19 protein-coding genes and 1 other RNA gene are annotated in these 19508 nt (G+C 67.8%); 12 read left to right on the top strand and 8 right to left on the bottom strand.

The genetic code is table 11. The annotated features are described in order from the left end of the window. Positions 1-21: 21 nt before the first annotated feature. Entirely contained in the window at positions 22-393 is a 372-nt protein-coding gene (locus tag EV650_RS31900) for a VOC family protein (RefSeq protein WP_134122885.1), read from the top strand. 35 nt (positions 394-428) lie between these two features. Here the strand turns inward: EV650_RS31900 and EV650_RS31895 are convergent, their stop codons facing one another. After that, positions 429-845 carry a cytidine/deoxycytidylate deaminase family protein gene (locus tag EV650_RS31895; RefSeq protein WP_134122884.1) on the bottom strand — a complete coding sequence of 139 codons (417 nt, stop codon included), beginning with the start codon at positions 843-845 and terminating at the stop codon, positions 429-431. A gap of 467 nt (positions 846-1312) precedes the next feature. On the opposite strand from EV650_RS31895, the gene EV650_RS31890 reads away from it, so the two are divergent. Continuing rightward, positions 1313-1516 (top strand): cold-shock protein, encoded by a 204-nt coding sequence (locus EV650_RS31890; protein ID WP_134122883.1) that lies wholly within the window; start codon positions 1313-1315, stop codon positions 1514-1516. Positions 1517-1584: 68 nt separating this feature from the next. Here EV650_RS31890 and EV650_RS31885 read toward each other — a convergent pair whose 3' ends face one another. The 3 genes from EV650_RS31885 to EV650_RS31880 form a co-directional block, all read right to left on the bottom strand. After that, positions 1585-2859 (bottom strand): ABC transporter substrate-binding protein, encoded by a 1275-nt coding sequence (locus tag EV650_RS31885; protein ID WP_134122882.1) that lies wholly within the window; start codon positions 2857-2859, stop codon positions 1585-1587. 103 nt (positions 2860-2962) lie between these two features. Then, positions 2963-3127 carry a hypothetical protein gene (locus EV650_RS40515; RefSeq protein WP_166678361.1) on the bottom strand — a complete coding sequence of 55 codons (165 nt, stop codon included), beginning with the start codon at positions 3125-3127 and terminating at the stop codon, positions 2963-2965. Further along, positions 3120-3503, bottom strand: a complete 384-nt coding sequence (locus EV650_RS31880) for a hypothetical protein (protein WP_238174611.1) — start codon at positions 3501-3503, stop codon at positions 3120-3122. The genes EV650_RS40515 and EV650_RS31880 overlap by 8 nt, the downstream gene beginning before the upstream one ends. 137 nt (positions 3504-3640) lie before the next feature. Here EV650_RS31880 and EV650_RS31875 point away from each other — a divergent pair, with 137 nt between their 5' ends. The 9 genes from EV650_RS31875 to EV650_RS31835 all read left to right on the top strand — a co-directional run bounded on the left by EV650_RS31875 (position 3641) and on the right by EV650_RS31835 (position 11845). Beyond that, a complete protein-coding gene (locus EV650_RS31875; protein WP_238174610.1) occupies positions 3641-4690 on the top strand; it encodes a carbohydrate kinase family protein in 1050 nt (349 codons plus the stop codon). Positions 4691-4866: 176 nt separating this feature from the next. Further along, positions 4867-5556 carry a cell division ATP-binding protein FtsE gene (gene ftsE / locus EV650_RS31870; protein WP_130444829.1) on the top strand — a complete coding sequence of 230 codons (690 nt, stop codon included), beginning with the start codon at positions 4867-4869 and terminating at the stop codon, positions 5554-5556. Between the two features lie 19 nt (positions 5557-5575). Continuing rightward, positions 5576-6487, top strand: a complete 912-nt coding sequence (gene ftsX, locus EV650_RS31865; protein ID WP_134122880.1) for a permease-like cell division protein FtsX — start codon at positions 5576-5578, stop codon at positions 6485-6487. Positions 6488-6583: 96 nt separating this feature from the next. Beyond that, on the top strand, positions 6584-8017 hold the full coding sequence (locus tag EV650_RS31860) for a M23 family metallopeptidase (protein WP_134122879.1): 1434 nt from the start codon (positions 6584-6586) through the stop codon (positions 8015-8017). Between the two features lie 21 nt (positions 8018-8038). Beyond that, positions 8039-8512, top strand: coding sequence for an SsrA-binding protein SmpB (smpB, locus tag EV650_RS31855; RefSeq protein ID WP_134122878.1), 474 nt, complete (start codon positions 8039-8041; stop codon positions 8510-8512). A gap of 203 nt (positions 8513-8715) precedes the next feature. Continuing rightward, on the top strand, positions 8716-9276 hold the full coding sequence (locus tag EV650_RS31850; RefSeq protein ID WP_134122877.1) for a DUF1707 and DUF4870 domain-containing protein: 561 nt from the start codon (positions 8716-8718) through the stop codon (positions 9274-9276). A 21-nt stretch (positions 9277-9297) separates the two neighbouring features. Beyond that, on the top strand, positions 9298-9966 hold the full coding sequence (locus tag EV650_RS31845; RefSeq protein ID WP_134122876.1) for a YoaK family protein: 669 nt from the start codon (positions 9298-9300) through the stop codon (positions 9964-9966). A gap of 99 nt (positions 9967-10065) precedes the next feature. After that, positions 10066-10440: a transfer-messenger RNA gene (gene ssrA, locus EV650_RS31840) on the top strand. A gap of 526 nt (positions 10441-10966) precedes the next feature. After that, positions 10967-11845: an alpha/beta fold hydrolase gene (locus tag EV650_RS31835; protein WP_134122875.1), complete on the top strand. Its 879-nt coding sequence runs from the start codon at positions 10967-10969 to the stop codon at positions 11843-11845. A gap of 51 nt (positions 11846-11896) precedes the next feature. Here the strand turns inward: EV650_RS31835 and EV650_RS31830 are convergent, their stop codons facing one another. The 3 genes from EV650_RS31830 to EV650_RS31820 all read right to left on the bottom strand — a co-directional run bounded on the left by EV650_RS31830 (position 11897) and on the right by EV650_RS31820 (position 15477). After that, positions 11897-13087, bottom strand: a complete 1191-nt coding sequence (locus EV650_RS31830; RefSeq protein ID WP_134122874.1) for an epoxide hydrolase family protein — start codon at positions 13085-13087, stop codon at positions 11897-11899. Then, complete coding sequence (locus EV650_RS31825; protein WP_238174609.1) at positions 13084-13506, bottom strand: MarR family winged helix-turn-helix transcriptional regulator; 423 nt, start codon at positions 13504-13506, stop codon at positions 13084-13086. The genes EV650_RS31830 and EV650_RS31825 overlap by 4 nt, the downstream gene beginning before the upstream one ends. A 69-nt stretch (positions 13507-13575) precedes the next feature. Then, the gene (locus EV650_RS31820; protein ID WP_134122873.1) at positions 13576-15477 is read right to left on the bottom strand and encodes an FHA domain-containing protein; all 1902 of its coding nucleotides are present in this window, start codon (positions 15475-15477) and stop codon (positions 13576-13578) included. Positions 15478-15950: 473 nt separating this feature from the next. Between EV650_RS31820 and EV650_RS31815 the strand changes: the two genes are divergently transcribed. Continuing rightward, positions 15951-18257 (top strand): M4 family metallopeptidase, encoded by a 2307-nt coding sequence (locus tag EV650_RS31815; RefSeq protein WP_134122872.1) that lies wholly within the window; start codon positions 15951-15953, stop codon positions 18255-18257. Positions 18258-18319: 62 nt separating this feature from the next. On the opposite strand, the gene EV650_RS31810 is transcribed toward EV650_RS31815, so the two are convergent. Then, positions 18320-19498, bottom strand: coding sequence for an SGNH/GDSL hydrolase family protein (locus tag EV650_RS31810; protein WP_134122871.1), 1179 nt, complete (start codon positions 19496-19498; stop codon positions 18320-18322). Positions 19499-19508 lie beyond the last annotated feature (10 nt).

Below are 19508 nucleotides of genomic sequence, written 5' to 3'. Positions count from 1 at the left end.
GCTTAGTATAAAAACAGGACTATGGGTGGGATCGAGTACGACGGGCGCGCGGTCTGCGCGCTGGACGTTTCCGACCTGGAGCGGGCCGTGCAGTGGTACGAGCAGGCGCTCGGCTTCGAGGTCGTACACCGGCTGGAGTCCTGGGGCTGGGCCGAGTTGAGTACGCCGTTGCCCGGGATCTCGATCGGGCTCGGCCAGGTCGAGGAGCCGAAGACCGACGGCGGTGTCGTGGTCACCTTCGGCGTACGCGACATCGACACGTCACGCGCGCACCTGGAGTCGCTCGGCACGCGCTTCGACGGCGAGACCCGGCAGATCGCCGAAGAGGTCCGCCTCGCCACGTTCTACGACCCGGACGGCAACACCTTCATGCTCGCCGAGAGACTGCTATGAGTACGCCCTGACCTGGTGGTTCCGGGAGGGCGAGGTCAGTCTGGGGTAGGCGTCCAGCGGTAGGCGCCGGGGAGTAGGTCGGTGGCGAGAACCGATCCCGGACCGTCTTCCGTTGGCAGGATGACGCGGATGCCCGGGTGGTAGTCGATGAGGATCTGGCGGTCGCGGCCGCAGGGTCCGAAGATGCCGCGGTTCTCGTTGCCGACGGCCACGATCGTGGTCAGTTCGCGGGCGCCCTCGGCGCGGGCCCGGCCGAGGGCGACGAGCTCGGCGCAGGGTCCGCCGGTGAAGTGGTACAGGTTGATGCCGGCGTACATCCGGCCGTCGATACCGCGGACCGCGGCACCCATCGTGTGGACACCGTCGGCCCCGTCGGTGTTCGCATCGACCGTCTGCCGGGCCAGCTCGATCAGCTCCCGGTCGTGGTCGGTCAGCGGTTGCACAGTGAACATGCGCCCTACCCTGCCACGCCCGTCGCCGCCATCGGTGTGGGGCGGGGGGTAGTCGTGGCTGCGGATCTGCATCACTGACCAACCCCGCCCTCGAGTCTTCACCGGCCCAGGGCTGAGCGTGATCAGGCGGGACTGCGTGCGCTTGGTCAGTAGCCCAGGTCCGCACCCGGCTCACGCCGACCGCGGCAACCAGTCTGGGGAGGATCTTGTACCCAGAACGGCACAAGATCCTCCCCAGCCAGGCAGAACCCTGTCCGGACGGGCGCGGCGGGCGGCTGCTCGCAGTCCCCGGAGTGGTCCCGGTGGGAATGGACTGGGTGGGGTCGTGGTTCTATAGAGCAGGTTTAGTTCTAGTAGCTGTGGTTTATCTCGATCTTTCCTTGCGAGAGATGGTGTGCCGCCGGTGCGACGACGGCCGGGCCTGCCGCGACCGCGGTACGCCCCATCTCCGATCAAGGAGCAACAACATGGCACAGGGAACTGTGAAGTGGTTCAACGCCGACAAGGGCTTCGGCTTCATCACCGTCGACGAGGGCGGAGCGGACGTGTTCGTCCACTTCTCCGCCATCCAGACCGAAGGCTTCCGTAGCCTCGAAGAGAACCAGCGGGTCGAGTTCGACATCGCCCAGGGCCCGAAGGGTCAGCAGGCGGAGTACGTCAAGATCGTCTGATTCCAGGCAGCACAGTCGGCACAGCCGCGGCCCCTTCACCTCACGGTGGAGGGGCCGCGGCCGTTTCGTCAGCCGGCGATGCGCTTGAGTTCAGCTTCGGTGACCGTCTTGACGGTCTTGATCTCGCTGGCCGGGTCGGCACCGCTACGGATGATCCGGCTCAGTGCGTCGGAGTACGCCGTACTCGCCTTCGGTGACCAGAGCATCGGGTTCTGCGGACGGCCGCTGTCGTTCAGGAGTTTGACGGCGTCGGCGGCCGGGCCGGACTTCAGCTTGTCCGCCTTCGCGGTCAGGCTCTTCCGGGCCGGCAGATGGAAGCCGTACGACTGCGCGAAGTCGAGCTGATCGTCGGTCTGGTCGACCCACAGCCACTTGATGTACTTCTTCGCCGCGTCGGCGTTCTTCGACTTCCCGTTCACGCACGCGGCGTACGCGCCGACCGGGACGCTCGGATTGCCGGTGGTCGCGTTCAGCTTCGGCCAGGGCAGTACGCCGTAGTCGCCGGGGAGCGCCTTCTCGATCACCGGTAGCGTCCACAGGCCGGTGAACTGCATCGCGGTCAGCCCCTGGGTGAACGCGGCCGGGTCGGACCAGTCGGTCGGTGCCCCGAGCAACAGAACCTTCGAGGTCCACAGCTCGCGCAGCTTGCTCAGGGACTCGAACGCGGCCGGATCGTCGAAACCGAACTGGTTGTCCGCGGTCAGGTAGTCGAGTCCGGCCGACCACAGCGCCGGTCCGCCGAGCACGCCGACTCCGCCGTCGTTGCCGACGAACAGGCCCTTGACCTTGTCGTTGGTGAGCTTCTTCGCGGCGGCCAGCAGCTCGTCGACGGTCTGCGGCGGCTGTACGCCGGCCGCGGTCAGCAGGCTCTTGCGGTACACGAGCAGCTGCATGTCGATCACCTGCGGGATCCCGTACAGCTTGCCCTGGTACGACATCCGCTCGAGCAGGGCCGGGTTGAAGTCGCCCTTGGCATCGCCCAGCAGGTCGGTCACCTCGACGACCTGCTTCGCCTTGATCATGTCGATCGTCGGGCCGTTCGGGTACTCGAACACGTCCGGACCCTGATCGGTGAGCAGCGCCGTCGAGGCCTTCTTCTCGTAGTCACCCGGCGACCACTGGACCGTCACAGTCGCGTCCGGATAGGCCTTCGCGTACCGCTCGACCGCCTGCTGCGTCCCTGCTTCGCCGTACTGGTGGTACCACTGCGACAGCGCGGGTTTGTCACCGCTGCTGCCTCCGCTGGACGGCCGGCCACTGTTCGACCCGCACCCGGCCACCGCCATCGCCGCCAGCCCGGCTCCGAATCCCAGCATCCGCCGCCTGGTGATCCCAGCACTCATCACGCCGTCTCCGTCCCGCACGGTCCCACAGCCCGTGCACACCGGATGACCCTACGTCTCCACCGGTGTCGCGCAGCGGCAATTCCAGCCCGCGAGAGAAAGCTCAGGCAGGAGCCGGCGTGGCACCTGCGCCGTTGTCCGGGCGGGCGCCCGCGATCCGGGCGACGCCGGCGTCGGGTTTGCGGCCGGCCTTACGAGCGGCCTCGACGTGCAACCGGGCCAGCTCGACAGCCTGGCGCGAGACCTTGACGGTCTTCTTCTCAGCCATGGTCACTGTCTCCCTCGACGACCTCGATATCCGTATCCGCCATCTCAGCGTACGCGGCCGCACCGACCCGGTCGATCGCTACCGCAGCCGTCAGCGCGGCGACCAGGTCGTAGTCCTCGGGCTGTAACAGCTCCGACCGCATCAGTGAACGCAGTGTCACCACACCGGCGTCCGTGCCCGCGTCGTCCTCGCCGTCGAGAATCTGCTCGACCGCCCACCGGACCATCCGCATGGTCTCCTCGCGGTGCCGCCAGGTGTCGAGCTCGCGGTCGGACTTGCGAACCAGGTACGAGCCGAGGAAGACGCCGCCGAGCGCGAGCAGCGGACTGAGCACCGTCATGACGACGCCGACGATCGAGATCCAGGTGGGGATCACCTACGCGTCCTCCCAATTCCGTGGTGCTGACCGGTCGATGATGTTACGAAGGAGCATTCCACCCGCCACCGACAGAACCGATACAGGCTGCTACTGGCTGATCAGGCTGACCCAGGATGACAAGGAGCGGTGTCACAGTGACCGACGAACCCGAGATGTACGACGTGTTCGTACAAGGCACCGTGTTCTACGACATCGTGATGACCGGCCTGGAGACCGCCCCCACCACCGGGACCGAGATCTTCGCCGAGGGGATGGGCTCGTGCCCCGGCGGGGTCGCGAACTTCGCGATCGCGGCCGCCCGGCTCGGCCTGCGCAGCGGCCTGGCCGCCGTCTTCGGCGACGACGTGTACGCCGACTTCTGCTGGCGGACCCTGGCCGACCAGGAGGGTGTGGACCTGTCGCACTCGAGGCGGATCGGTCACTGGCACTCGCCCGTCACCGTCTCGATGTCGATCGATCGGGACCGGGCGATGGTCACGCACGCCCACGAGGCCCCTGGGAACCCCAGCAAACTGGTCGGTCCCGGCCTGAAGACACGGTCCGCGATCGTGCCGGTCGCCGACGAGCTGCCCGACTGGACGCTCGAGGCGCGGCAGTCCGGCGCGCTGCTGTTCGGCGACGTCGGGTGGGATCCGACGGACGAGTGGTCCCCGGCCGTTCTCGACGTACTGGAAGGCTTCTACGCGTTCACCCCGAACGCGACCGAGGCGATGGCGTACACGCGGACCGACACGCCGAAGGCCGCGCTGCACAAGCTCGCCGAGCGGGTCCCGCTCGCGGTCGTGACGAACGGCGCCGACGGCGTACTCGCGATCGACTCGACCACCGGCGAGGAGGAGCAGGTGCCCGCGCTGCCGGTGCGGTCGTACGACCCGACCGGTGCCGGTGATGTCTTCCTCGCGTCGCTCGTGCTCGGCACGCTCCGCGGCTGGCCGCTGGCCCATCGGCTCGCGTTCGGCAATCTCTGTGCCGGCCTGTCGGTGCAGCACTTCGGCGGCTCGCTCGCGGCTCCAGGCTGGGGCGACATCATCGACTGGGTCCGCGATCACAGCCGGCATCGGCCGGGCGACGTCGACCCGGGCGTCCTCGACTACTACACATTCATCGGCGACGTCCTCCCCGAAGGGCCCGTTCCGATCGTGCGGCGGGCGTCCGCGACGATCGCGCGGCAGTCGGACGCGTAGTAGTACACCTGTTTCAAACGCGCCGGGTATCGGACGCGGGTCTCCGGACCGGCAGGTCTGGTCGGCGGCACGCCGTGGAGCGCCTAGACTGATCGCCGGCCGCTCCGGTGGCGTACGGTGCACTTCGTGGTTACCGTCGCGTCGCCCCCTGTTCCCGACCACGGCCGGATGAACCCGTGATCCGCTTCGAGAATGTGTCCAAGACGTACGAGGGCCAGTCCAAGGCCGCTCTGCTGAACGTCAACGTCGAGATCGAGAAAGGCGAGTTCGTCTTCCTGGTCGGCACCTCCGGGTCCGGCAAGTCGACGTTCCTTCGCCTGGTCCTGCGTGAGCACCGGACCACCCGGGGTCACATCATGGTCGCCGGCAAGGACCTGAACCGGCTGGCCAGCTGGCGGATCCCGCAGATGCGGCGCCAGATCGGCACCGTGTTCCAGGACTTCCGGCTGCTGCCGAACAAGACCGTCGCCGAGAACGTTGCGTTCGCGCTGCAGGTGATCGGCAAGCCCCGCTCGCACATCCGCAAGACCGTGCCCGAGGTGCTGGAGCTGGTCGGCCTGGACGGCAAGGAGGACCGGATGCCGGACGAGCTGTCCGGCGGCGAGCAGCAGCGGGTCGCGATCGCCCGCGCGTTCGTGAACCGGCCGATGATCCTGATCGCCGACGAGCCGACCGGAAACCTCGACCCGGGTACGTCGGTCGGCATCATGAAGCTGCTGGACCGGATCAACCGGACCGGCACGACCGTGGTGATGGCGACCCACGACGTGTCGATCGTGGACCAGATGCGCAAGCGCGTGATCGAGCTGGAGAACGGCCACGTCGTCCGCGACGAGTCGCGTGGCGTCTACGGCTACCAGCACTGACCAGGGGACTGACTGACTGATGCGCTTGAACTACATCCTCTCCGACCTCGGGATCGGCCTGAAGCGGAACATGTCGATGACGATCGCGGTCGTCGTCACCATCTGGGTCTCGCTGTCGCTGTTCGGCAGCGCGCTGCTCGCCCGCGAGCAGGTCGACCTGATGAAGGGGAACTGGTACGACAAGATCCAGATCTCGGTGTTCCTCTGTACCAAGGACTCCGGCGGCCGCGGCTGCAGCGGCGCCGAGGTGAGCCAGGAGCAGAAGAACCGGATCCAGCAGGTCATCCAGACGAACCCGGACACCGCGCCCGACGGCGTCTTCTCGGAGTCGAAGCAGGAAGCGTTCGAGTCGTTCAAGAAGCTGTACAAGGACTCGCCGATCGTCAGCACGGTCACCCAGGACCAGATGCAGGAGTCCTTCCGGGTCAAGCTGAAGGATCCACAGCGCTATCAGAATCTGGTCAGCGCGGTCGCCGGCCTGCCCGGAGTAGACACCGTCCAGGACCTCCGGCAGTACCTCGATCCGTTGTTCAAGGCCCTCAACGGCTTGCAAGTCGGCGCGCTGATCGCGGCCGGGTTGCTGCTGGTCGCGGCCTTGATGCAGATCTCCAACACGATCCGGTTGGCGGCGTACGCCCGGAGACGGGAGATAGGCATCATGCGCCTGGTGGGCGCCTCGAACTTCTACATCCAGCTGCCGTTCCTGCTCGAAGCGGTGCTGGCGGCCCTGATCGGCGCGGTCTTCGCCTGCGGCACCCTGTGGGTCGGGGTGTACTTCGTGGTGATGCAGCGGGCCCAGGAGACGTTCCGGGTCTGGCAGTGGGTCGGCGCGGCCGAAACCTTCCGCGCCACCCTGATCATGGTCGTGGTCGGCCTGATCCTGGCCGTCATCCCGACATTCCTGACAACGCGGAAATACCTCAAAGTCTGACCCGGGTGACCTATCGTGCTGTATCAGGAGTCACAGAAGTAACAGAAGTAACTCCTGTACCGCACGACAACTGAACCCAGAGCAAGGGGTCGACCTGTGGTCCCGCACTTCCCCGGTGCGAACCCGCGCAAGCGGGGGAGCATCCAGCGAGACGACAGCACCGGCACCGCCAGCACGCCGTACCAGCGATCACGCATGCGACCGCCGGGCCGGCCGACGATGGTTGCCGCTTGCTGCCTTGTCCTGTCCCTGTCCGCCGGAGTCCTGGCCGCGGTCCCGCCCGCAGAGGCGAAACCACCGGATCCAGCCGCCAAGAAGAAACAGCTCGACGCGCAACTCGGTCAGCAGAAGGCCGATCTCGACGACGCGTCCGACCAACTCGGCAAATCCGTTGCCGCCTACAACCAAGCGGAGACGACGTACAAGGCTGTCCAGGTCCGGTACGCCGCCGCGCAGGGCCAACTGGCCGCCGCGCAGGCCGCCGACGCGGTTGCCGCGGGCAAGCTTGCCGCGGCCGAGGCGGCGTTGCGGACGGCGGTGTCCGACGTCGAGGCGGGCGAGGAGCTGATCGCGGAGAAGCGGGCCGTCGCCGGTCGCGCCGTACGGTCGGCGTACCAGCAGCAGAACACTCTGGTCGGGCTGTCGATCGCGCTGCAAGGCGCGGCGCCCTCCGACATCGCCACCGGGATGCAGGTCCAGCGGAACGTGTTCGGCATCCAGAGCAACGCGATCACCAACCTGAACAACGCGCAGGCGCAACTGGCCAGCAAGCGGGTCAAGGTCGCGGCCGCGGAGAAGGGTGCCGAGTCGGCCCGGGCCGAGGCGGCGGCAACGGTGCAGCGGGTGACCGTGCTGACCAAGCAGGTGGCGGCCGACAAGGCCGAGGCCGCGGCGGTCGCGAAGGTCAAGCTGACCGCGTTCCAGGCCGCCGAGAAGGAGAAGAACACCGAGCTGGCGCAGTACAACTCGCTGCTGCGGGAACGGGCTCGGGTCGAGCAGTTGCTGGTCGCGCGGGCGAAGGCCGAGAAGGCGGCGGCCGCGCGCCGGAAGGCGGCAGCCGAGAGGGCCGAGCAGGAGAAGGCCCGCAAGGAGCACCGGCCGCCGCGGAACATCCCGGATCCGGGTGGGTCCGGTGGCGGGCGTCTGAGCTATCCGGTCAGCAGTTACATCACGTCGCCGTACGGAATGCGTTTCCACCCGGTCCTGCACTACTGGAAGCTGCACGACGGCACCGACTTCCGCGCTCCCTGCGGTACGCCGGTACGCGCCGCGGCCGACGGGGTCGTGACGGACAAGTACTACAACGGTGGTTACGGAAACCGACTGTTCGTCTCGCACGGAGTGATGGACGGGTCGTCGATTACGACTGTCTACAACCACCTGTCGCGGTACAAGGCGCATGTCGGTGAGCGCGTCCAGAAGGGCGAGATCATCGCGTGGTCCGGCACGACCGGCTACTCGACCGGCTGCCACCTGCACTTCATGGTCTACCAGGACGGCAACGTCGTTAATCCGATGAAGTGGCTCTGACGAGTCTGAGATACTGGTCGGATGGTGAAACAGACCGGCCGGGAGAAGCCGATCGCGCAGAACCGGAAGGCGCGACACGACTACCACATCGAAGACGTGGTGGAGGCCGGGCTGGTGCTGACGGGGACGGAGGTCAAGTCCCTGCGGCAGGGCCGGGCCTCCCTCGTCGACGCGTTCGCAGCGGTCCGGGGTAATGAGCTCTGGCTGCAGGGGATGCACATTCCGGAGTACAAGCACGGCACCTGGACGAACCACGAGCCCCGGCGTACCCGCAAGCTGCTGCTGCACAAGGACGAGGTGCAGAAGCTGATCAAGGAGATCGAGCAGCAGGGCGTATCGCTGATCCCGCTCTCGCTCTACTTCAAGGACGGGTACGCGAAGGTCGAGCTCGCCACCGGTCGCGGCAAGAAGGACTACGACAAGCGGCACGCCCTGGCCGAACGCCAAGCCAACCGCGAGGCCCAACGAGCCCTGTCCGACCGCCGCCGCAGCTGACTGGTCGCGGCCGGGGTGGAGCTGGCTCGGACCGGTGGTGTGGATAACCCCGCGGGCGAACTGGTGAGAGCGGATACGCTCAAGCAGGAAGGGCAGGGTGCGGGGCGGCGGCGCCCGGCCCGGAGTTCAGGTGGGGTCCGGTCAGGGGCTGTTGGGGGCTGAACCCGATGGGGTGAACGGCAGGCCGCGCGCAGAGTGGAAGCATGTCCACTTCAGAGCTGCTGGTGACGCCGGCCCAACGGGACCGCGCAGTCGAGATCCTGAAAGAGATGTACGCCGACGGCCGGCTCGACCACATGGAGTTCGACCTCCGGCTCGACAAGGCCCTGAGTGCTCGGACCCGGGCCGAGCTGAACGGCACGTTCGACGGACTGGTCTCCCGTCCGGTCCCGACGTACGCGCCGGCCGCCTTCACTCGTCCGGCGCCGCTGCAGACCTACCGTGGTGACGGGCGGGGGATGGGCACGATCGCTCACTGGCTCGGCTACCCGACGTTCTTCGTCGGGCCGGCACTGGTGGTCGCCACCTCCGGTCAGAAGAATCCCGCCGTACGCCGGCATGCCGTCGAGGCGCTGAACTTCCAGCTGACCGCGGTCGGAGCCTTCGCGCTGCTCGGGATCATGACCGGTTTCACGCACGGGTTCCTGGGCTTCCTGTTCCCGATCCTCGGCATCCTGTGGTTCCTGCTGACCGGCATCGGAGGCCTGGCCACCGCGGCCGGGGCGAAGTTCCGCTACCCGTTCACCCTGCGCCTGATCAAGTAGCCGGAGTTCTACCCTGCTGGCATGGGTGTTCCGGTTGGTGCGCGGTGGGAAGTTGGGGCGTTTCTTGGGCTGACCGCGGCGACCGGGTTGGTCGATGCGGTCAGCTATCTGAAGCTCGGGCATACGTTCGTCGCGAACATGACCGGGAACGTGGTGTTCCTCGGGTTCGCAGCGGCACCGGGGTGGGGGTTCAAGCTGGGGCCGCCGATCGTGGCGGTGCTGGGGTTCGTACTGGGGTCGCTGGCCGGTGGACGGGCGGCTCGGATGCTGGAATCCCGGCCGCGGCGGTGGCTGGGGACGGTCTTCGGGGCGCAGGCGGGCCTGCTGTTGCTATGTGCGCTGCTGGTCGGCACCGGCGTACTCGAGGAGACCGGCGGTACGTCGTACGTGCTGATCGTGCTGCTGGCCGCGTGCTTCGGGCTGCAGAACGCGACCGTACGGCGTGCGGCGCCGCGTGACATGACGACCACCGTGCTGACGCTGACGTTGACCGGGCTGGCCGCGGACAGCGTGCTCGGCACCGGGCGCGCCGCCAAGCCGTACCGCCGGCTGGGCTCGATCGCCGCGATGCTGGCCGGCGCGGCGGCGGGCGCGTTGCTGCTGCGATCCACCACCGGCTGGGTGATCGCGCTGGCCGGTGCGGTCGTCGCCGCCGCAGCCGTGATCTTCCTGCTCGCTCCGGCCGACTGACCGCCAGGGGAATGTCAGGTGCGGTTGGTCTGTTGGACTTGGTAGTGTTGGATCTTCCACCCGCCCCTCGGGGCACGGTGGGAGTTTGAAAACTCAACAGGGGGTGAACGGTTTCGACTTTGGACGTTAGTTCCAAGAGAAGCGGGCCGAGGATCCAGGGTTATCTCGTAAACGATCTCTGGAAACCAATAAGTGCCAATTCACAGCGCACTGACTTCGCTCTCGCCGCCTGACGGCCTGAGATAAACGAAGGGTCAGCCCGGGGATGCTTCCGACCCGGATCCTGGCCTCAGCTAGGAAGCTTGCTTTGCTAACCCGGTCACGGGGTTAGCACGGGACATTTACAGTGACTGAGCCTGTCAGCGACGTGTCTGTGAGAGCGCTGGGGCTGAGAAAATCGCCTAACAGACTGCGCCCGGAGAAGCCTTGAAGCAACGCTGAAGGACGCGGGTTCGATTCCCGCCACCTCCACCCCTCGAGAAGTGCCTGGTCAGAGCAACATTGACCAGGCACTTCGTCGTTCCAGGACCAGTCAACGACCACCTGGCCACCTCTCTGGTCAGACCGAGCCAGTCGCCACGCCAGAAACTGCGGTAGCTGGTCAGCGAGCGTGCACGCCCAGACGCCCCCAGCGGGAGCCCAGCTGCGACGGTGGAGGGTTTCGCCCCCTCGCAGCGCATTTCCCCCAGGTTTCTCCGCCCCTGAGCGGGACTATCGGAGCTCGGGGAGGATTTGTGCCCGTTCTGGGTGCAAAACCCTCCCCACATCGGTAGTGAGGGTCTTGATCGCGGTGACTGTGATTGGGGCGGTGGGCCGATGCTCGGGGTCGTTGGCGGCCGCGGCGACTGTGAGGGCCAGGGTGATGACGTTGGGTGACCGGAACGCCTGTGAAAGCTGTCCGGTGGCGGAGTCGCATCCCGGAATTTGTCGTGTCAGCGGGAAGACAGAGGGGTGACAGTGGCGTTGGGCATCGTAGGGGTGTGATCTAGGGAGGTCGGGGATGGGGCGGACAGAGGACTGGCAGCGGAGCCTGGTCGCGGGCGTCGAGGTCTCGAGCACCGGGGCCGGGCCGGGTGTGGTGGTGATTCCGGGGAACAATCGACGGGCGCATCACTACGAGAGGCTCGCGCGCGGGTTGGCCGGGGTTCATACCGTGCACGTGGTCGAGCGGCGTGGTCGCGGGGCGAGTGGTCCGCGCGGTTCGGCGTACAGCATCGAGACCGAGGCGGACGACGTACTCGCGGTGCTCGCGGAGACCGGTGCACGGGTGGTGTTCGGGCACAGCTACGGCGGTTTGATCGCGCTTCACGTGGGGCTGCGGCAGCCGCTGGATGCGCTGATCGCCTACGAACCCGGGGTCAGCATCGACGGATCGTTCGATGCGAGCTGGCTGGACACGTTCACCCGGCAGCTCGATGACGGGCGGCAGGTGGCGGCGATGACGACGTTCCTCAAAGGGACCGATTTGCTGCCGTTCCGGGCCGCACCGTTGCTCTGGGCAATCTCTTTCCTGATGCTCAACGGCTCCGGTGGCCGGGAGACCCGGGAGATGATGCCGACGACGCCGGCCGAGATCGGCGAGATCGCCCGGCTCGACTCCGACGGCAGCCGGTACGCCGGGATTGCTGCGCGGACTCTTCTCCTCGGTGGAGAGAAGTCGCCCGCGTACCTGACCGGCGTACTCCCGCAACTCACCGCGATCCTGCCGAGCGCGGAGTACACCATCCTGCCCGGCCTCGACCACAACGCCCCCGACGAGAACGCCCCGGACACGGTCGCCCAGCAGATCCGACTCCACCTGGTCCGCGGTGAACGCCAGTCCGGGATGCGTACCGAAGAACACGTAGTAGTCCGGAATTCCGTCGTACGCCCCGCCTGAACGGCCGCGTCTAACAACCGTTCAGGCGACTACTACCCGTTCTTAGGTACGTCAGCGCAGGTCGCGGAAGGTGCGGCGGAGGTCGGTGGTCCACTCGGTGGGGACCTCCCAGGGGATGAAGTGGCCGCCGCGCGGGTGGGCGGTGATGTTGACGTGGTTGTACCAAGGCGCGCGGTCGCTGGCGAGGAAGTTCTGGACGCGTTCCTCCGGGGTGTGCACGCCGGGCGGGTCCTCGTGGCCGACGAACGTGATGCCGGTCGGAGCCTCGATCGCGGGTGTGCGGTCGTGCGACGGCGTCCACGGGTAGCGGTTGTTGTTGGCGTACGTGCGGATCGAGGTGTCGATCGCGTTGCCGGCCCAGTAGATCGTCGCGTGGGTGAGCAGGTCGTCGTCGGTGAACGTCTTATCGCTCTCGGCCCACTTCTGCCAGCGTTCCAGGATCCACGCGAGCATGCCGGCGGGCGAGTCGGCGAGACCGAAACCGAGCGTGCTCGGGTCCAGGACGTGCACCGCCAGGTGGGACGCGAAGCGGTGCTCGAGCTCGAGGATCCGGGCGTGGATCTCCGGCGGCAGCCCAGGTGGGATCGGCTTGCCGCCGCTGAGATCCCACCCGCGGTCGCCGTTGAAGAAGTCGAGCTTCAGCGCCGAGCCGATGTGGATCCCGTACAGCTCGTCGGCGTACTTGTGCCCGAGCTGCCCCGTCACCAGCGCGCCGACGTCGCAACCGGCCGCGGCGTACTTCGGGTGGCCGAGGACTCCCGTCATCAGTTCGTGCCAGACGTCGGCGATCTTCCAGAAGTTCATGTCCGCGCGGCTCGGCGTCGAGAACCCGAACCCGGGCAGCGACGGGACGATCACGTCGAACGCGTCCGCCGGATCACCGCCGTACGACGCGGGGTCGGCGAGCGGGTCGATCACCTTCGACCAGTGCCAGAACGTCCACGGCCAGCCGTGACTCAGGATCAACGGGATCGGGTTCGGGCCGACGCCGGGCTTGTGCATGAAGTGCACCGGTACGCCGCCCACGTCGACGCGGTAGTGGTCGTAAGCGTTGATCGCTCGCTCGGCCGCGCGCCAGTCGAAGCCATCGGCCCAGTACTCGACGAGTGGTTGCAGACGGGTACGACGTACGCCGTAGAAGCCGTCGTCGTTGCCGTCGTCGCGCGGCCATTTGGTGGCCTTGAGGCGCCGGCGGAGATCGTCGAGAACTTCATCGGATACGTCAATAGGCGTTGGAATCATGGGGTCTCCTCGGCGAGTTCGGTCAGGCGGTTGAGTACGTCGACGGAGCCCGCGAGTACGGCGCGCTCCTCGGGGGTCAGCTGGTCGACGAGGCGGGTCAGCTTGGCGACCCGGTGCGCGTGCCGGGAGCGGACGATCTGCCGGCCCGATCGGGTCAGCGAGATCAGGCTGGCCCGGCCGTCGGTGGGATCGGGGCGGCGTTGGAGGAGGCCGTCCTGCTCGAGCTTCGCGACCAGGCTGGTCAGAGCGGGCTGCTTCAACTGCTCGGTCGCCAGCAGATCGGTGAGCCGTATCGGACCTCTGCGATCGAGCGTGTGCAGCACCGAAAGCGTTGAGAAGTTGAACTTTCGCACCGACGGCAGCCGGATGAAGATCGTGTTGAAGTCCTCGATCACGGTGGTCAGGCGGTCGACATCCACGTCGGCGACTATATCAATTTTCGATGTAAGTGCGGACGCGGGTCTGCCGTGGCGGTAGTGCGGCCGAGGTCAGTTGCTCAGGGAGACCGGGACGGCGACGCCGATATCGCCGGACTTGAAGGTGAGGACGGCGGTGTTCGCGCTGTCGGGCAGGTGGCCCTTGAACGTGATCGTGCCGTGCTCGGTGCCGCCGGCCGCGACCCGGCTCGGCCAGCCGCTGCGGCCTGTGTCGGCACGCAGAGCGGTGCCGTCGGCGGCGGTGAACGTCGTACCGGCGATCGGGATGGTGACGGGCTGCTTGGCGCCGTTCGCGAGCATGACCTCGACGCGGGTGAAGTGGCTGGTGTACGTGACGTTCTCGACGGTGAACGTGATGGCGGAGTTGGTCTTCGCGATGGGCTTGATCAGCCGGTCCTCACCGGATTCGTTGCCGGTCAGATAGCCGCCGACGTACTCGACTCCGGCGGTCAGCACGAACCCGCCGACGCCGACGCCGAGGAGGACGACCACGATCGCGACGAGGACGGATACGTCGAACCGGCCGGGCCGGTGGTACTTCGGTGCCGCCGCGTCGAGCAGCACCAGCACCATCGCGACGACCAGGGCGATCCCCGGCGGGACCAACCAGCGCAACGCGCCGCCGGGTCCGTCGGTGAGGAACGCGACGATCAGGTTGCCGATCAGCCCGAGGGCGATCACACCCGCGGCGACGGCGAGGACTCGCGGCAGCCGCACGGTCCCTACGGCGTCACTTTCGCCTCTGTCATGCTTCGCCGCCGGATCTGACCCGACGAGCTGATCCGCGCCTACGAGCTGGTCCGCCCCGATGATTTGGTCCGCTCCGACGCGCTGCACCGACTCCGGGCCCGGGAGGGGCCGGCCTACTTCCGGCGTACGGCGATCCGCTCCGCCGGTACGCCGGTTAGAGCCGGGCAAGCGCCGATCGGTCAGGCCGCCTCGACTCGCGTCCGGCCAACTGTCCGACTGGTTCCAGTTCGGCTCCGACTGATGGACCTGCTCGGAGATCTCCCACGGCGACCGAACCGGCTCCGGGTTGTCCGCCGACGGATACGCCGCCCACGTCCCACCCTCGCCGGCCGCCCGCGCCGCCGACTCGTCCGGCTCGTACGTCCCCGCTGACTCGTAGTCGTCGTACGCCGCCTCCTCCGCGTACGCCGCTCCGCCCGGCGCGGGCTCGTCCGCCACCCACGGCTCCTCGGCCGGCGGATACGGTACGTCGTACTCAGCCGACGCACCCCCAGGAGCGCCGCCGCCTGGGCCGCGATCGGTGGGAGCGGGACCGCTCCGACTGTCGGAAGTGCCGCCCGGCCCGAAGTCGGCGGGACCGGGATCGGCGGGCGCCGGACCAGGACCGGGGGGACCCGCGGGACTGGTGCGAGCGTGGCTCGCGGGAGCGCGACCGGCTGCCCCCAGGCCCTCAGGAGCGGGGCTGGCGGCCGGATCGGCGTCGGCGGGAGCGGGATCGGTCCGAGCGTGGCCAGCGGGAGCGTCGCCGCTGGGCCGCGGACCCTCGGGGGCGCCGTCCGGGCCGAAATCGGTTGCGGCGGGGCCTGTAGGCGCTGACGGGGCTGGCGGGGCGGGAGCCGCCACCGGCGGGGCGGGAGACGGCGGGAAGTCGGCTTCCGGGACGTAGGGGGCGGCCGGTGTGGCGTCGGGGAGGGTGGATTTGTGGAAGGTGAGGACTGAGCGGCCGATGTGGATGCGGTCGCCGTTGCCGAGTGGCGTGGGCGCCGTGATCCGCCGTCCGTTCAGACCGGTCCCGTTGCGGGACTCGTCGTGCAGGGTCCAGGTGGTGGCATCGCGGGTGAGGCGGGCGTGGATGCGGGAGATCTGGTCGTCCGCCTGCAGCCGGATGTCGGCGTTCGAGGCGCGGCCGATGGTGAACGTGTCCGCCCCGGCCGGCAGCGTCCACTGCTGCTCGCCGAGCGACAGCACGAATTCGGTTTCCACTCACACCCCAGCCGGCGTCATCCTGATCGCGTTCCGTCGTGCCGCCGTCGGGACGTCGCACCCCCGCGGCACCAACCCGTCTGCGCGATTCTGCCATTCGAGCCCGCCCCAGACCACCGGCAGTACCCAACCGCCACCCTCCGCGACAGCCTCCTTACGCCCTGGCCCGGACCTCCCGGCGTACGGCCTCCGGTTGTCACAAATCTCAGGATCCGGTCGGGTTTGTCAGCTGTTAGTAGCGATGACAACGCGGTCAGTTGTCCTTCGGGTGCCAACGGCACGGTAGCGCCTTGCTCGGGGTCGGTCGCGGACATAGTGTCCGTCCGCGCGATGCATCGGGGCCGGATGAAAAGGGGGAGCCCAGTAACAGGCCCGATGAGTAGGCCGGAGGTTCCAGGCGGAGTGGTGCACCGCCTGCAGTCCGGCGAGGCGCAACCCGCCCAAAGCACCGTATTCGCGAAGGGACCACATCCATGGTCTTGTTCCAGCGTTCTCGTAAGCCTGCCGTCGTATTGGGGCTAACCGGCCTCGCAGCGGCAGCACTAGCCGGATTCGGTACGTCGGCCGCAGGTGCCGCGCCGAGTGCGGCACCCCCGCCCCGGCCCTCGCAGGCGCAGTCGAAGGCGTTCGCCGTCGATTCCGCGTCGTCCCTGGTCGCCGGCCGGCCGAGCGCCCTGCATGCCTCGAAGGACGACAAGTTCACCGCGCTGTCGGTGGTCTCGGAGCCGTCCGGCCTGCAGTACGTCCCGTACGTGCGCTCGTACAAGGGTCTCCCGGTCGTAGGTGGTGACTTCGTTGTCGTCACCGACGCCAAGGGGGCCGTGAAGTCCACCTCGGTAGCCCAGACCACCGCCGTACCCGAGCTGTCGATGACCGCCAAGGTGACGGCCGCGACGGCACAGAAGACCGCGAACAAGCAGCTGAAGGTGGTCGACTCGTCGACCAAGCCGACGCTGGCGGTCTACGCGCTCGACGGCACTCCGAAGCTCGCCTGGCAGTCGCGGGTCAGTGGCAACAGCGGCAAGGAGCCGTCCAGCCTGTCGGTGTACGTCGACGCGCAGAGCGGCAAGGTGCTCGGTACGCAGGAGCACGTGATGGCCGGTGACGGTACGGCGGCGTACAGCGGACCGCCCCCGGTCCACCTGGACACCACGCACTCCGGCAGCACGTTCTCGCTGAAGGACCCGAACACCACCAACCTGTCCTGCCAGGACGCGGCGAACAACACCACGTTCTCCGGTCCGGACGACCTGTGGGGCAACGGCAACGCCACCAGCAAGGAAACCGGCTGCGTCGACGCGCTGTACACCGCTCAGACCGAGCGGCACATGCTGACCGACTGGCTCGGCCGTAACGGCTTCGACGGCAGCGGCGGCGGCTGGCCGATCCGCGTCGGCCTGGACGACGAGAACGCGTACTACGACGGCACGCAGGTGCAGGTCGGTCACAACACGGCCGGCGGCTGGATCGGTTCGCTGGACGTCGTGGGCCACGAACTGGGCCACGGCATCGACGACCACACCCCGGGTGGCATCTCGGGTTCGGGCACGCAGGAGTTCGTGGCCGACACGTTCGGTGCGGCCAGCGAGTGGTACAGCAACCAGCCGGCGGCGTACGACCCGCCGGACTTCCTCGTCGGTGAAGAGGTCAACCTGGTCGGCAGCGGTCCGATCCGGAACATGTACAACCCGTCGGCGGTCGGCGACCCGAACTGCTACTCGAGCTCGATCCCGGGCTCCGAGGTGCACGCCGCGGCCGGTCCTGGCGACCACTGGTTCGTCCTGCTCTCCCAGGGCAGTGGCGGTTCGCCGAACGTCCCGACCTGCAACAGCTCGTCTGTGACCGGTCTGGGCATCCAGAAGGCCATCAAGATCATGTACAACGCGATGCTGATGAAGACCAGCAGCAGCTCGTACCTGAAGTACCGGACCTGGACCCTGACCGCTGCGAAGAACCTGTACCCGGGTAGCTGCACCGAGTTCAACACCGTGAAGGCGGCGTGGGACGCGGTCAGCGTTCCGGCACAGTCGGCTGACCCGACCTGCAGCAGCACCGGCGGCGTCACGGTCACCAACCCGGGCAACAAGACCGGCACCGTCGGTACGGCGCTCCCGTCGTTCACGCTGTCGGCCACCGGTGGCACCGCGCCGTACACCTGGTCGGCGACCGGCCTGCCGGCCGGCGTCACCCTCGGTTCCTCCACCGGGACCGTGTCCGGCACCCCGACCGCCAGCGGCACCTTCAACGTCACCGCAACGGCGACCGCGAGTGCCGGTGGTTCGGGCAGCACCTCGTTCACCATCACCGTCTCCGGTGGCGGTAGCACCTGTTCCGGCCAGAAGCTCGGTAACCCGGGCTTCGAGACCGGTACGGCGACACCGTGGACGGCGTCGGCCGGAGTGGTCGACAACTCCGCCTCCCAGGCCGCACACGGCGGCTCCTGGAAGGCGTGGCTGAACGGTTACGGCACCACCCACACCGACACGCTGAGCCAGTCGGTGGCGATTCCGGCCGGGTGCAGCGCGACCCTGTCGTTCTACCTGCACATCGACTCCGCTGAGACCACCACCACGACGCAGTACGACAAGCTGACGGTGAAGGCGGGCTCGACCACGCTGGCGACGTACTCGAACCTGAACAAGGCGAGCGGATACTCGCTCAAGTCGTTCAACGTCTCGTCGTTCGCCGGCCAGACGGTGTCGATCAGCTTCACCGGCACCGAGGACAGCTCCCTCCAGACCTCGTTCGTCATCGACGACACGGGCCTGAACCTGAGCTGAAGCACTGAAGAGAACCCGGCCGCCGCACCTTCGGGGGTGCGGCGGCCGGCTCATGTCCTGCTCTAGTTGAGTGACATCCTCGGCTCGCCGTTGACGAGGCCGGTGCCGGAGATGGTGCAGGTGCCGCCGCGGTTCTGGGTGTAGGTCTGGCGGACGCAGGAGCGCAGCGCGAGCTGGGCCCAGTAGTTCGGGTGGAGGGACTCCTGGATGAAGTAGTCCGAGCCGACCGTGGTGACGGTGCGGATCTGGTTGATCCACTCGGTCTTGTCGACCGCGGTGGGCTGGGTCCAGGAGGTCAGGCCGACTTCCTCGTACAGGCCGACCGTGTTCTCACACAGGCGGCGTCCGTTGAACGCGGACTGGAGTTCGAGCAGACGGGCGTTGGCCAGGCCGGACTGGCCGATCGCGTCGCGGACGGTGTTGTTGATCGTGACGAGCGCGGTGCTGTTCGCCCAGTCGGCGTCCGCGTTCCAGAAGCCGCAGCCGCCGGTGCTCTGCCGGGTGTAACCGCTCTGGCTGTACCGGAACCCACTGGAGGACGGGATCGGCGACGGGTACGTCTGTACGACGAGGTTCCACGCGGTGTCGCCGTACCCGGCGTTTCTCATCGCGGTGCGGATGTTCTGGAACGCGGTCGCGATCTTGGCTCGGACCGTTGTGATGTTCGCGGAGGTGAAGTTGGCGACGACGGACGAGTCGTCCTTGCAGTAGTCGGGATCCCAGGACGGTGACAGCAGGAAGTCCTGCACGCACTGGGTGACGACCGACGCGAAGTTGAAGTCGTTGCCGCCGATCGAGACGACGACCTGCTTCACGTTGTGGCCCGCGGCGAACTGCTGCAGCATCTTCGCCTGGCCGAGGTTGCCGGCGCCGTCGTCGTAGAAGTCGAGGCCCGGCTTGAAGTAGTCGCCGGTGCTGGTCTGGGTGCTTGCACCGGAGCAGGCCAGGTTGAGCCCCGCGACCCCGCCGCCGATGTACGCCTCGGCCGACTGGCTGCGGTGGCACCGGGCGATCTGCTCGGCGGTGTGGTCCGCGTTGTCGTGGTACGCGTGCGCACCGAGCGCGTCGGCCGGTGCTTCGGAGTCGTTCGAGCTTCCGGCCCAGCGGCCGGCCTCGCCCGAGATGTACGAGTCCCCGACCGTGACGACGTACGGCGTACCCGAGCCGGGACCGTCGGCGTGCGCCGGGGAAGCGACCAGGCCGAGCCCGGTCAGGGAGAGTAGGAGGGTTGCTGCGGTCACTCGACGCCAA

Source organism: Kribbella kalugense (assembly GCF_004365875.1).
GTDB classification, from domain to species: domain Bacteria; phylum Actinomycetota; class Actinomycetes; order Propionibacteriales; family Kribbellaceae; genus Kribbella; species Kribbella kalugense.
The sequence above is the reverse complement of the archived record's forward strand: the minus strand, read 5'-3'. Positions and strand labels throughout refer to the sequence as shown.